The 13,621-nt window shown below is 49.2% G+C and carries 10 protein-coding genes; 2 read left to right on the top strand and 8 right to left on the bottom strand.

The annotated features are described in order from the left end of the window. Positions 1-75: 75 nt before the first annotated feature. Positions 76-2,991, bottom strand: coding sequence for a cation transporter (locus L4D76_RS16830; RefSeq protein WP_428442057.1), 2,916 nt, complete (start codon positions 2,989-2,991; stop codon positions 76-78). Between the two features lie 117 nt (positions 2,992-3,108). Between L4D76_RS16830 and cueR the strand changes: the two genes are divergently transcribed. Continuing rightward, on the top strand, positions 3,109-3,495 hold the full coding sequence (gene cueR, locus L4D76_RS16825; RefSeq protein WP_428442056.1) for a Cu(I)-responsive transcriptional regulator: 387 nt from the start codon (positions 3,109-3,111) through the stop codon (positions 3,493-3,495). A gap of 69 nt (positions 3,496-3,564) precedes the next feature. Further along, entirely contained in the window at positions 3,565-3,813 is a 249-nt protein-coding gene (locus L4D76_RS16820; protein WP_428442055.1) for a hypothetical protein, read from the top strand. Between the two features lie 361 nt (positions 3,814-4,174). Here the strand turns inward: L4D76_RS16820 and L4D76_RS16815 are convergent, their stop codons facing one another. The 7 genes from L4D76_RS16815 to L4D76_RS16785 form a co-directional block, all read right to left on the bottom strand. Further along, positions 4,175-5,518 (bottom strand): TldD/PmbA family protein, encoded by a 1,344-nt coding sequence (locus L4D76_RS16815; protein ID WP_428442054.1) that lies wholly within the window; start codon positions 5,516-5,518, stop codon positions 4,175-4,177. Continuing rightward, entirely contained in the window at positions 5,518-6,903 is a 1,386-nt protein-coding gene (locus L4D76_RS16810; protein ID WP_428442053.1) for a TldD/PmbA family protein, read from the bottom strand. Before L4D76_RS16810 ends, L4D76_RS16815 begins: the two co-directional genes overlap by 1 nt. Before the next feature lie 60 nt (positions 6,904-6,963). After that, positions 6,964-7,959 (bottom strand): CobW family GTP-binding protein, encoded by a 996-nt coding sequence (locus L4D76_RS16805; RefSeq protein ID WP_428442098.1) that lies wholly within the window; start codon positions 7,957-7,959, stop codon positions 6,964-6,966. Positions 7,960-8,262: 303 nt separating this feature from the next. After that, positions 8,263-10,236 (bottom strand): acetoacetate--CoA ligase, encoded by a 1,974-nt coding sequence (locus L4D76_RS16800; protein WP_428442097.1) that lies wholly within the window; start codon positions 10,234-10,236, stop codon positions 8,263-8,265. Positions 10,237-10,388: 152 nt separating this feature from the next. Further along, the gene (gene maiA, locus L4D76_RS16795; protein ID WP_428442052.1) at positions 10,389-11,030 is read right to left on the bottom strand and encodes a maleylacetoacetate isomerase; all 642 of its coding nucleotides are present in this window, start codon (positions 11,028-11,030) and stop codon (positions 10,389-10,391) included. Positions 11,031-11,060: 30 nt separating this feature from the next. Continuing rightward, positions 11,061-12,083, bottom strand: coding sequence for a fumarylacetoacetate hydrolase family protein (locus tag L4D76_RS16790; RefSeq protein ID WP_428442051.1), 1,023 nt, complete (start codon positions 12,081-12,083; stop codon positions 11,061-11,063). A gap of 44 nt (positions 12,084-12,127) precedes the next feature. Next, positions 12,128-13,261, bottom strand: coding sequence for a homogentisate 1,2-dioxygenase (locus L4D76_RS16785; protein WP_428442050.1), 1,134 nt, complete (start codon positions 13,259-13,261; stop codon positions 12,128-12,130). Between the last annotated feature and the right edge of the window lie 360 nt (positions 13,262-13,621).

The following is a 13,621-nucleotide window of genomic DNA, read 5'->3' as shown; positions in this document are numbered from 1 at the left end:
TTCCTCGATTCAGGGTGCAACCAGAACCACCAGACAATCAGGCCAATAATGGCAAGGCCGATAATATTAACCATTCTATTTCTCCTCTGTCTGGCGTGGGGTGAACAGGCGTAATCGGTTCGCATTGCTGACGACGGTAATTGATGAGAGTGCCATCGCGGCACCTGCGACAACCGGGCTTAGCAGTGCGCCAGTGAGCGGGAACAATACCCCGGCAGCAACCGGAATACCGAGCGAGTTATAAACAAACGCACCAAATAAATTCTGCTTCATATTACGCAGGGTGGCTTTCGACAAGGCGATAGCATCGGCCGCGCCGTGTAGCGAGTGACGCATCAGGGTAAACTGGCCACTTTCTATCGCCACATCACTGCCGCTGCCCATGGCGATACCGACCTCGGCCTGAGCCAGCGCAGGGGCATCATTGATGCCGTCACCGACCATTGCGACCTTGTTACCTTGCTGCTGCAACGTGACTATCTGCTCTGCTTTGCCGTCAGGTAATACTCCGGCGATAACGGTTGTGATCCCGGCTTGTTTGGCGATAGCCTCCGCGGTAATTTTGGTATCACCCGTTAGCATAATGACATTAAGGTTCATGGCCTGAAGGCGCTTGACCGCTTCGACAGAATCAGCCCGTAGCGGATCGCTGATCCCGAGCAGACCAATCAGCTGCTGATCGGCTGCAACATAAATAGGGGTGGCACCTTGTGAGGCAATAACCCGGGCATCTTGCTCGGCAAGACGGGTATCCACTCCCTTTTGCTGCATCAGGCGGTGGTTACCCAATAAAACGGGAATATCACCAATAATGCCGGAAACGCCTAACCCGGGAAGAGCCTGAAAGTCCTGCTGCGCAAGCAGGGTAACGGCTTCTTTTTGTCCCGCTTTTACAATGGCTTGTGCCAAAGGATGTTCTGAGCCTTGTTCAAGGCTGGCGGTCAGGGCTAATAAACGGGTTTTGTCAGTGTCGTGGTAAGTCAGCAGTGAAGTGACCTGTGGCTTGCCTTCGGTCAGAGTTCCGGTTTTATCCAGTACAACGGTGTCGATATCGGCGGCAAGCTGCAGTGCTTCTGCATCACGGATCAGGACCCCGAACTCGGCAGCCCGGCCGACCCCGACGGTAACCGACATCGGAGTTGCCAAGCCCAAGGCGCAAGGGCAGGCAATGATCAGTACCGTGGTGGCCGTAACCAGCATATAAATCATGGTGGGTTGCGGGCCGAAGTTGTACCAGGCCATGGCTGTTAACGTGGCAATGATCATCACGACAGGAACAAAAATGGCTGAGATCTTATCGGCTAATCGGGCCAATGCGGGTTTACTGCTTTGGGCACGGCGCACCAGCTGAATGATGCGCGACAACATCGTATCACTACCGATCCGCTCGGCGCGGAAAAGCAGGCTGCCGTTCTGGTTGATGGTACCGGCATGCAATTTATGCCCAACCTTTTTATGGGCTGGTAGCGGCTCTCCGGTCAGCATCGACTCGTCTAAATAGCTTTGTCCTTGCTCGATAACACCGTCAACCGGGACTTTGGCTCCGGGGCGAAGGCGTAGCACCATACCCACAGAAACATTCTCCAGCGGTAATTCTTTTTCAACACCGTCAATGACTGCGATAGCCGTCTGTGGCTGAAGGTCGATCAGGCGTTCGAGTGCCTTGGAAGTACGGTTGCGGGCTCTTGCTTCCAGGGCATGGCCCAAGGTGATTAAACCCAGAATCATCGCCGAGGCTTCAAAGTAGACATGGCGCGCCTGCTCGGGAAATGCGTCAGGAAAAAGAACAACAGCGATGGAATATAACCATGCCGAGCCAGTACCTAAGGCGACCAGGGTATCCATACTTGCCCTGTGATGAGTAAAGGCTTTGTATGCATTAACAAAGAAATGGCGGCCTGCGGTGATCAGCAAGATAAAGGTGATGACCCCGATCATGCCCCAGGAAAGCTGGCTGGTTGTAGAGTTGACTGACATACTGCCGCCGAAAACACCCCATGCCATCAGAGGCACACCAATAGCCAGGGCGGTAATGGCATTACGTAAATGTGTTCGGTACGTCTTTATATTTTGTGCTTGCTGGCGCTGGCGACGGGCCTGTTCATCTTCGCTTTGCTCGGCACCGTAACCGGCATCAATGACCGCTGTGATCAGGGCCTCAGGTGTAGCATTACCCAAAATGTGGGCGCTTCTCTCTGCCAGATTAACGTTCACCTGCTCTACGCCAACCACGCTGTTTAAGGCCTTTTCAACCGAAGACACGCAGCTGGCACAGGTCATCCCGCTCAGCAGCAGCTGAATGTGCTCCCCTCCGTTTTGATTAGACGCAGCGGCGGTTTCTGTTTCTGAAACCCTATTGTCTGTTTCAGAAGCTGAAGTGTCTGTTTCTAAAGCCAAGCTTTCAGCGTGGGGGGGCTCCTGATCTGTAACATCATAGCCTAATGCATTGATAATGTTGATCAGCTCAGACTTCTCGAGAGTGGTCGTCACAATGGCCTGGGTTTTAGTGACGGCAAATTCTGTGATAGCTTCATGTTCGCTAAATGCTTGCTCTACTTTCGCCACACACTTTCCGCATGAAAGGCCTGACAGAGCTAAGGTGAACTGTTGCGCATCAGGCACGCTGTAACCCAGGTTCTCAATTTCAGCGATCAGATCATCATAACTAAGGCTGCCATTTGCCTTTAGCCAGGTTTTACTGATTTGGTGAGAATAAACATCATCACGGCCAGATAGCGCTTTTTCTAATTTGGCGACGCACTTGCTGCAAGACAGACCGGCCAGAGGCATTGAAAACGTATTTCCGACCCCATATCCCAGAGCCTGGATTGCTTCAACCAGCCCTGGCTCAGCAGCATCGCCTTTGATCTCGGCCTGCTGGGTATCCACATTGGCTTGCTGAACGCCAGGCATGGCTTCCAGTGTCTTTTTGATTTTTTTTGCGCATCCCATGCAAGACACATTGTGCAACGGCAGGGTAATGGTGGACATAATTTTTACCTCTTGAGTAAGGTAACGATAACACTTGAAAATCGTTCGGTTAAGTCGTTTACTATTAAGAATAATCCTTCCACTCACTGGAAGGTCAAGCTTTTTTGGGAACCGAGTATGAATATCAGTGAAGTTGCTAAACAAACAGGCCTGACGGCGAAAACCATTCGTTTTTATGAAGAAAAGCGAGTGGCATCCTTACCTGAACGAGGTGCAAACGGTTATCGGCTATATAATCCGCAACAGGTGGCTGAACTGCATTTGATCAGACGCTCAAGAATTGTGGGTTTCAGTTTAGAAGAGATCAAGGCGCTGCTTCAGCTGACCCGGGATCCTCAGCGTAAGAGCGCTGACGTAAAAGCCCGGGTTATGGCAAAAATTGAAGAGGTGGAAGAGAAAATCAAAGAGCTCCGTGAAATGAAAAAAACACTGAAAGCCTTAGCCGAAGACTGCCCGGGTGATGGCGGAGCCCGGTGTCCTATTATTGAAAAATTAACCTCATAATTTTAATGTCAGGCATATGGTTTTACACACTTCTTCTATACTTTTATGTGACAGAGGAGGAGTGTCTATATGTTTATCGCTATTCAGCATGAAATCACCGATCCTGAAGAATTCTGGCAAAAAGCCAATGGTGCGTTAACCCATTTGCCGGCAGGCATGAGATTGCATTCCACCATGGGTAGCCAAAGCGACAGCATGTGTCAGTGCATGTGGGAAGCTGAATCAATAGATATGGTGAGGGAGTATCTTGAGCCTGAACTGGCGAACTCCTGTGTGAACACTTACTTTCAAATCGACCCGGATAAAGCGATAGGATAGGAGCAAGTGTCTAGGGGGGCTAGAAACGAGTATCTAGTACTTCATCACAGAAGTTTTGACGAGTTCAGTCCCCACCTTCGTCATTCCGTAAAGTGAGGCACGAACTTATACGGAATCTAAGGAGCACGCGGTTAGAGCTGGATCCCGGATATCTCGTTCCTCGATTCCGGGATGACATGTTTAGGTGTTTCAACTATTCATAATTTATGTGAAAGAGTACTAGAGACTAGAAATGAGTATCTAGAAAAGATTTTAGAACCGGGGGGAGCGTCGAAAAACGATACTCTCCCGGTTCTGTATTTATGCCAGAGGCTTGTTACTTTAACCTCGAACCGAGTCACTCGCCTCTAGAATCTTTGACTTATTTCCCCGCAATACTCAGGCGGTTGAAACGGATCTGAGGGGCGTAGAAATCACGCTCGTAATCATGAGTGAGGGTATTTCCTACCGCATCAATCTCTTTCAGCATCTGATAGAAGTTACCTGCTACGGTAATACCGCGCACCGCTTGAACACGCTTGCCATCACGGCACAAGAAACCGCTCGCGCCAAATGAGAAGTCACCGCTGACTGCATCGGCACCGGAGTGAACACCCTGCAGTTCAATGAGTTCCAGGTATTCACCGGAAGTGACTTCAGCCGCTGAGCTGGTACCTGCGGCAATGACGGTATGACGCGGTGCAACCCCTAAGCCGCCTTTTGCCGAACGTGCCGCATTCGCGGTATTTTCAATGCCAAAGAAGCTGGCAGTATGGCTGTTGTGCAGCAGACTTTGCAGCTGGCCCTCACCAATCAGAATGGTATCGCGAGCCGCGAAACCTTCGCTGTCGAAGTGTTTAATGGCAAAGCCGCCTTCAACAAAGGCGCTATCAGACACGGTCAGCAACGGGCTGGCAACTTGCTCGTGTAGCGAGTTGCGCCATGGATTAATGCCTTTCATGGCTGACTGGCCAGACAGGCACATGCTGAATCCGCTGAACAGACTGCTGAGTGAGCTAAGGTCGAAAACGACCGGGTAGCTTTTGGTTGCCACCGGGCCTCCTTCAAGCAGCGCCTGAGCAATATCGTAGCCATGATTGATGCAGTAAGCAGGATCAAGCTGATCGAAACGACGACCTGAAGACATGCCTCCGTGCATTGATTGCTTGTCATCTTGCTCATACAGGGTGTATGCGTAGCAGTAGGTAGAGCGTTCCTGATGCTGACATAATGTGCCCTGAGTATTGGCCAGAATGATCTGACTGTCAGATTCGGCAAAACCATTGTATGGCGAGCTTTTCGCGTGAGGTTTAGTCACAACGCCATTTTCCAACGCTAGGGCCAGTTCGATTTTGTCGTCAACCGTTGCGTCATCTTGCTGATAGATTTCTGCGACATCAGTGGTGATTTTGCTGTTAAGGCAGCTGATGGTCTGGTGTGCATCCTGCTGAGTGAACTGCGCGTTTTGCAGCGCCTGCTCAAGCATGATGTCCAGGCTGGCTGGCTCTAGCGATTCAGAATAGCTGGTGGCAACGCGCTGGTCTTTTACCACGCGGACGCCGATCACCTGACCTGAAGTGACTTTGTATTCCGCCAGTTCACCGTCGTTGGCTTTAAGCGAGAAGTTGTTGCTGCAATTGGCAATCACGTCCGCTTCAGCGCCAGCGGCTTTTACTTTGTCTAATATGTGGTCAATTGCGTGTTGAAGTTTGTTTTGATCAGCCATTAGTTGCCACCTCCCACCAGAATATTGTCGACTTTCAATGCCGGTTGACCCACGGTTGTCGGAACTGAGCCACTGACCGAGCCGCACATACCGGCTGCCAGTGCGAAGTCGCTGCCGATCATACTGATTTCTTTGAGTACTTTCGGTCCGGTACTGATCAGAGTCGCTGACTTCAGTGGCTTGGTGATTTTGCCATTTTCGATCAGATACGCTTCTTGTACTGCAAAGTTAAATTCGCCGGTGCCGGGCTGAACCGAGCCGCCACCCATTTTCGGTGCGTAGATCCCACGCTCGACGCTTGCTACCATCTCATCTAGCGAGCTGTTGCCTGCTTCAATGAAGGTGTTACGCATGCGTGAGGTTGGCGCGTATTTGTAGGATTCACGACGACCGGAACCGGTTGGCGCATAACCGGTTTTCATTCCGCCCAGTTTATCGACCATGAAGCTGGTCAGCTTGCCGTCTTTGATGAGCTGAGTGCGCTGGGTTTCCATGCCTTCATCATCAATATTAACGGAGCCCCATTCGTTGGACATGGTACCGTCATCGACAGCACTCACTACCGGGTTAGCAATCATTTCGCCCATTTTGTCGTGGAATACCGAGGCTTTCTTCGCAACAGAGGTGGTTTCCAGCAGGTGACCACAGGCTTCGTGGAAAATAACGCCGCCGAAGCCGTTACCGATGATCACTGGCATCTCGCCGGATGGGCAGGTTTCTGCAAACAGCTTCACCATGGCTTGTTTAGCAACATGCTGGCCGAGATGTTTCGCATCAAGAGTGTTGTAGAATTCCCACCCTGTCAGCGCGCCGGGTGCTTCAAAGCCGGTAGACTGCTCGCTGCCGTTCTGTGCCATTGCCGTCGCAGCAACACGGGTGTAGTGACGGGTATCGCCAATGTGCAGGCCGTCAGAGTTGAAGATTTCAATCTGTTGTTCACGCTGCAGCAGGCGGCCAATGAACTGCGAGATTTTCTCGTGTTCAGCGCGGGCTGCATGATCGACATCTTTCAAAAAAGCGATTTTCTGTGCAAGTTCAGCGCCCTGGCTAAGCGGGTGCTGGCAAGTATGCTTGCTGGTATAGCGGTTAAGGTTCAGCGCTGTGCCATCGATGATTTGATCGCGCTTGTCTTTGGCGGCAAGCAGGCTGGTGACACGTTTTAACTCTTCTTCGTCGGTACTATTGGTGTAGCCGTACAGCACTTTATGGCCGAAAAACAGGCGAATACCAATACCAAAATCAATCCCGGAATTGACTTTATCAACATCGCCGGAGATGAGTTCGACCGAACTGGATTGGTGATGTTCGACAAATAATTCGGCAAAATCTGCGCCATGAAATAGCGCATGATCAATTACTGCTTTTGCAGTAGCAGGGTTTAGCATAGTTGCTCCTTGCTAATTTATAATACTCAGTGTGGCGTTTAGTTATTGTATTCAGTGGTATTAAGATGCTGTATCGGTTTGAACCAATGAACACAAAATGTCTTCTAGTTCATCCCAGGGAAGCAGCTCTTTGTCGATCACTTCAATGCGTGATTCAAAACCTTCCAGAGACAGCTCGTTGACAGATACCACGCGGTTGACGACGTTGAAGGCAAAACAACCACGCTCGGTATTTACAACGGCTTTTACACGTTGGGCATTTATATTTGAGAATAGTTTAAACAGATCTGAAAAACTGAATATCTGATCGGCGGCGAAGAACCAGCCGCAGCTGCGATAGCCCTGACCACTATTTTCTTTACGTAGATAGGCTTGGCCCGGTGCCAGTTCAACCTCGGGAAGAGGCACAGCTTCGTTATCGCTAGCGTGATGGTGATCATGGCTGTGAGCAGCCTGGCGCTCAACACGTTCGATATCCAGCCAGTTAAGATCTAACTGTCCTTGTTCGACTTTACCAATTGCGGCTTTGGCTGGCTGACATTCTTCGACAAAGGTTTCAAACGCGGTGATGTCGTAATCGACGCATTCGTCGATTTTGTTGGCTACCACAACATCAGCCAGGCTTAGCTGATCCTGGAAATTCTGGTTGTTGGTGTAGTGGGCATCGGCAAAATGGCGAGGATCGACCACTGTGATAGTGGCTTTCAGATCAATATAATTCTGATAGGTATCAGAGGTTAATTTATTGATGACCTCTTTAGGATGGCCTAAACCCGTTGGTTCAAGCAGCAGGCGGTCGGGCTTTTGCGCTAACAGAGCATTAATACCGACCGACATTGGCAAGCCTGTCACACAGCACATGCAGCCGCCCGGTACTTCTTTAACAATGGCACCTTGTTGATTCAGAATGGCACCATCAACGCCGACATTGCCGAATTCATTAATGAGGACGGCCCATTTTTCATTCTCAGGCTTGCGCGCCAGCAATGAAAGAATCGAGGTTGTTTTTCCGGCACCTAAAAAGCCGGTAATGATATTCGTCGGTATACGCTTCATAAGGAGAGTTTTAGCCACTTACATGCTGAATGATTAGTGCCATATTACTGCAAAAAATGCCCCGTGTAGAAGTAAACGATTCAGGGAGTATAAATAGCGGGTGAATTGTAGGCGGGCAGCCAGTACTTCATCACAGAAGTTTTGACAAGTTCAGCCACCAAACGTCGTCATTCCGTAAAGTGAGGAACGAACTTATACGGAATCTAATGAGTTCGTGGTCAGAACTGGATCCCGGATATCTCGTTCCTCTATTCCGGGATGACATGTTCATAATTATGTCGGAACAGGGGGAGACGCTATTCGCTACTCCAATTCTTTATGCCCTTTAAATTGTTCTAAAGCTTGTGGATTGGCCAGTGCGCCAACGTTTTTAACCGGTTCAGCATGCACGATATTGCGTACAGCCAGCTCGACCAGCTTCCCTGATTTAGTGCGGGGAATATCATTTACCGCAAGGATCACGGCAGGGATATGACGGGGCGAACAGTGGTTTTTGATGCGCTCGCGAATCGTTGTTTTCAGTTCGTCATCCAGTTCGCAGTTGTCAGCGAGCTGGACGAATAACACCACTCGTACATCCTTTTTCCATTTCTGACCAATAACTACAGAGTCCACAATGGCCTCTAACGGATTAACCTGCCGGTAAATTTCTGCGGTGCCGATGCGCACTCCGCCGGGATTTAACACGGCATCAGAACGGCCAAAGAAGGTGATACCACCGGTTTGTGTGAGTTCGACAAAATCACCGTGATGCCAGATGTTGGGATAGGTAGCCCAGTAGGCATTTTGGTAGCGGCTGCCGTCGGGATCATTCCAGAATCCGACGGGTTGGTTCGGGAAACTGTTGCAGCATACTAATTCCCCTTGTTTATTGAACTCAGGTTTACCCTGTTCATTGAAAACCTGTACATCCATGGCTAATGCGCGTCCCTGACATTCACCGCGATAGACAGGATTGATAGGGTTACCAATGGCAAAACAGCCGCATATGTCAGTACCGCCCGAAATGGAGGCCAGTTGTAGATCTTTCTTTATTGCCCGGTAAACATAATCAAATTGCTCAGGCGCTAACACTGAACCGGTTGAGCACAGTGTTCTTAATTGGGGCAGGCTATGAGAATCAATGGGTTGATAACCTTGCTTTTCCAGTGCCTCGAGGTATTTAGCCGAGGTACCGAACAGGGTCACGTCTTCTTGTTCTGCAATGTTCCACAGTACATTGCCATCGGGGTAAAAGGGAGAGCCGTCGTACAAGATGATTGTTGCGCCAGACGCTAATCCGCTGATCAACCAGTTCCACATCATCCAGCCACTGGTGGTGAAGTAAAATATACGATCACCGGGCTGTATATTGCTGTGAAGCTGATGCTCTTTTAAGTGGTTGAGCAAGGTGCCACCAGTGCCGTGCACAATGCATTTCGGTTTACCGGTCGTGCCCGATGAGTAGAGGATGTAGAGTGGATGGCTGAACGTAACTTGCTTAAATTCAATGGATTGTGGTTCATACCAGTTTAAAATGTCATGCCATAGTGCAAGGTTTACTTTTAGATCAGACACTAATGGTGCCAGTTCGTCGTTGATATAAGGGACCACAACCAGATGTTTAACACTGGGTAACTTGGGCAGTATCTCAGCCAGATTGGTTAAGCTGCTATGGGGTTTGCCATTATAGAAATAGCCATCAGTACAAAACAGGACTTTAGGCTTGGTTTGTCCGAAGCGTTCGACCACACTGTCGACGCCAAAGTCTGGTGACGTTGATGTCCAGATAGCGCCTAATGCAGTGGTCGCTAACATGGCAATAACGGCTTGTGGAATATTGGCAATATAACCGGCGACTACATCCCCTTGTTTTACACCGCTTTCGGACAAGAACTGAACTAACTGTGAGGTCTGCCGATATAGCTGCTGCCAGCTAATATGCTGGCGACGTTCAGGCTGGCCTTCGCTGTGAAAGATCAGGGCATCACCTGCAGCGTGGTGATCCCAGTTTTTTAGCAGGTTTTCGGCGAAATTAAGGGAGGCATGAGGGAACCACTGAGTTTCTTTCGCGGGTTGACTGGATTGCTCAGAACAAAAGCTGACAGGCTGGCGTTTTTCACCAATGACGCCACAAAAATCCCATACCTGATCCCAGAATGCGTCACTGTTATTTACTGACCAGTGGTGAAGTTGGTTGTAGTCGTGGAATAGAGTGTTTTTTTGCTCGCTGAGCTGAACCATGAACTGATAGAGCAAACTGTTATGGATGCACTCCCTTGACGGTAACCACATCATCTGCGGGCTTCCCGGTTCCTTATTTCCACCGTTGCCGTCATTCTGAACGGCAGGATTGCTGTGAGCAGTTTGGCTATCGTTTTCGTCCATCACTCTTTTGCTCCCTCATAGGCTCGCCTGTCTTGGTATAAAAATGTGAGCTCTTTAAAACGTTACATCTGATTGTCAGGGTGTGCCTGAATAAATGCATCAAGCTGCTGACATTGCTGGTCGATATTCATGAGTGTCGGATAAGGGCCGAGATCAAACCCAAATCGTTTGGCGTTATAAAGCTGTGGTACCAGGCAGATGTCGGCCAAAGTGGGGCTGTCACCGCAGCAGAAACGGTCATTGGTGCTATTTATCGTTCGGTTATTGACGATTATCGTTTCCAAAGCCTGAAAACCACGCGTTAACCAATGGTGATACCACACCATCTTTTCGTTTTTATTGACTCCGAATTCACTGTTAAGGTAGTTCAACACTTGCAGGTTATTTAACGGGTGAATATCGCAGGCAATCAGCTGCGCTAATGAACGGCATTGTGCCTTTTGCCAGGGTTCGGAAGGAAGCAGTGCATGCTCTGGATATGTCTCTTCAAGGTATTCAATGATCGCCAGCGACTGGCCAAGCAAGCCTTGGTCGGTATCCAGGCAGGGAACCAGTCCATTAGGGTTAAGTGACATATAGCTTGCGCTTTTCTGCTCATTTTCCAACAGAGAAACAGGGCATTGTTGGTAGCTCAGCCCTTTTAGATTGAATGCAATACGAACCCGGTATGATGCTGAAGAACGATAATAATCGTAGAGTTTCATTCTGCTCCTTATTGCGCCTTACTCGGGTATTTACATTGGCTTATGACGATTTAAATCCTCGTCATCGTAGATATTAGTGTAGCGCACGACTTTTTGCTCGATGGCTCCGAAGATAGAGTGGCCGTTGTCGTCAAGCATCTCGATCCGAACCTGATCGCCAAATTGCATAAAAGGTGTCTTTGCGTCACCTTGATCAATAAGTTCCAGCATTCGCCGTTCCGCTATACAGCAAGAGCCGCTGGAACGATCTTTATTGGATACGGTGCCTGATCCAATAATGGTTCCGGCGCACAGACGACGGGTTTTTGCGACATGCTGGATCAGCTCTGCAAAGTTAAATGTCATGTCGGTGCCTGCATGAGGCTGACCAAATAACTCGTTATTTAAGTGTACGGTTAACCGATGATGTACTTTAAAGTCGTGCCAGTTATTGCCCAGTTCATCAGGGGTCACAGCGACCGGAGAAAAAGCTGAAGCTGGTTTTGACTGGAAGAAACCAAAACCTTTTGCCAGCTCGCTGGGGATCAAGTTACGGAGCGAAACATCATTGACTAGCATCAGCAGTTTAATATGGCCGTGAACCTGCTCGGTGCGGGCACCCATAGGAACATCATCAGTGATGATGGCTATTTCCCCTTCAAAATCGATGCCCCATTTTTCATCAGCAGCTTGAATGTCTTGATACGGACCAAGAAAAGCGTCAGACATTCCCTGATAGATCAGCGGATCAGTCCAGAAACTTTCTGGCATCTCTGCGCCGCGAGCTTTCCGTACCAGTTCTACGTGATTGACATAGGCACTGCCATCAGCCCATTGGTAGGCTCTGGGCAGGGGAGACGCACAAAGTTTAGGATTGAATGGGAAGACATCGTGGGCGATGTCATCGTTTAGGTTGCGGTACAGATGCTGTAGATCGGTTTCCACCTGATCCCAGTTATCGAGGGCAAATTGCAAAGTCGGTGCAATATTATGGGCATGAACAGCCCGAGATAAATCCATTGAAACAACAATGAGTTGGCCATCACGACCATGATTAAGAGACGCTAATTTCACGTTGGGCTCCTTAATGTGCTAACTATATTTACATTGTAAATTTTTCAGCATTTTTCATGTCGCCATGAGTAGACATAATCTTTATTTTCGACCCCATCCGGTAAATCCGCAATTTCCAGCGGGAAGCGGGCATCGATCATTACCGCTACTTCATCGGTTTCTTTCTTCGGGTTTTGCTGGCTGGTGGCTAAGGCCTTTGGATGCGGGCCGTGTGAAAATCCGCAAGGGTGATGGGTGATCATGCCGGCTTCGATGTTGTCGCGGCTGAAGAAGTTACCGCGGTGGTAGAATAAGACTTCATCGTAGTCATCATTGTTATGGTAGAAAGGTACTTTCAGTGCATTAGGATCACTTTCAATCGGCCTTGGTACGAAAGTACATATCACAAAGCCATTAGCCACAAAGGTGCTATGCGCTGATGGCGGTAAATGATAGCGGTGGCTCATTAGCGGACGAATGTCACGCCAGTTCAGTTTGAATACCGTAAGATCGCCTTTCCAGCCTTGGGCATCTAACGGGTTATACGGATAGGTGATGGTGTTCATGTGATTGCGGGCTTTAAGCAATACGTGCCAGTGCTGATTGCTGCTTTGTTGGGCCAGAAAGGACTCATCTATGCGGGCGTATTCGAGCATCGCCGGATCAAAGATCGCATGCTGTCCTACCAAGCCTCGTTCTGCCATCTGATAGCCGCTGTTACATGCTTCAATGAGTAGCAGCGAGACGGGTTTATCAACTTCAATTCGCCAGCTGGTAGCACGTGGGATCACAATGTAATCGCCATCGCGGAAGGAGAGGTGGCCGTAATCGCAGTAGAGGTGACCGCTACCCTGGTGGACGAATAATACCTCATCGCCGTCACCATTGCGGACCAGGTGATCCATATTCTGCTGGCTGTTCCATACGCGTATTTTCAGGTTGTCGTTATACAGCAGTAATGAGGCATCCCACGGTGTGACGCCAGATTGCTCCAGCCGCGTGGTATCAATAGCCCGAGGGCGTAAGGGACCTTCCCAGTTTATCCAGCCAGTTGGCGGATGTTTATGGTACATGTGGCTGGCAGGGCCGAAGAAGCCCTCTTTGCCGCATTCCCGCTCGTACGTTCCGTCGGGTAAATCACAGTGTGCCTGCCGGGAAGCCTTTCCCTCAATGATTGGAAATTGAAACCAGTGCCGCATCCTTTAGTCCCTCTTCATCTTCATAAAAGGTGGTTAATAAGTTGTTAACGCTCATTGTTAACTTTGGTTGAGAGTGAGCTAACAAGCAACAATACCAATCAGCATATTAATTTGACCCATCAGAGAGATGATTTTGCTAATTGGTATTAGCCCCAAGATTATGCGGGTGAAGGCGGTGTTAATTTTTGTGCATAACGAGATGTATTTTATGGATTAGGGCTTGTCTGCTTGTAGTCCGTTGAATACAAGGGGCAGGAAGGACTTAAAGATTTCAATGTAAAATAATTGTTACACGCGAGCGGTGGCGATTCTCACTAATTGGTTCCAGTTACTCCCTTAAAACACCTAACCTTAATGCAA

The sequence above is a fragment of the Photobacterium sagamiensis genome (assembly GCF_050337085.1).
GTDB lineage: Bacteria > Pseudomonadota > Gammaproteobacteria > Enterobacterales > Vibrionaceae > Photobacterium > Photobacterium sagamiensis.
Note: the sequence above shows the minus strand (reverse complement) of the source record. Positions and strands in the feature narration are given on the sequence as shown.

Bases quoted from the DNA above. Each gene is read 5' to 3' on its own strand.
- L4D76_RS16830 (WP_428442057.1), bottom strand. From the start codon at position 2,991: ATGTCCACCATTACCCTGCCGTTGCACAATGTGTCTTGCATGGGATGC.
- cueR (WP_428442056.1), top strand. From the start codon at position 3,109: ATGAATATCAGTGAAGTTGCTAAACAAACAGGCCTGACGGCGAAAACC.
- L4D76_RS16820 (WP_428442055.1), top strand. From the start codon at position 3,565: ATGTTTATCGCTATTCAGCATGAAATCACCGATCCTGAAGAATTCTGG.
- L4D76_RS16815 (WP_428442054.1), bottom strand. From the start codon at position 5,518: ATGGCTGATCAAAACAAACTTCAACACGCAATTGACCACATATTAGAC.
- L4D76_RS16810 (WP_428442053.1), bottom strand. From the start codon at position 6,903: ATGCTAAACCCTGCTACTGCAAAAGCAGTAATTGATCATGCGCTATTT.
- L4D76_RS16805 (WP_428442098.1), bottom strand. From the start codon at position 7,959: ATGAAGCGTATACCGACGAATATCATTACCGGCTTTTTAGGTGCCGGA.
- L4D76_RS16800 (WP_428442097.1), bottom strand. From the start codon at position 10,236: ATGATGTGGTTACCGTCAAGGGAGTGCATCCATAACAGTTTGCTCTAT.
- maiA (WP_428442052.1), bottom strand. From the start codon at position 11,030: ATGAAACTCTACGATTATTATCGTTCTTCAGCATCATACCGGGTTCGT.
- L4D76_RS16785 (WP_428442050.1), bottom strand. From the start codon at position 13,261: ATGCGGCACTGGTTTCAATTTCCAATCATTGAGGGAAAGGCTTCCCGG.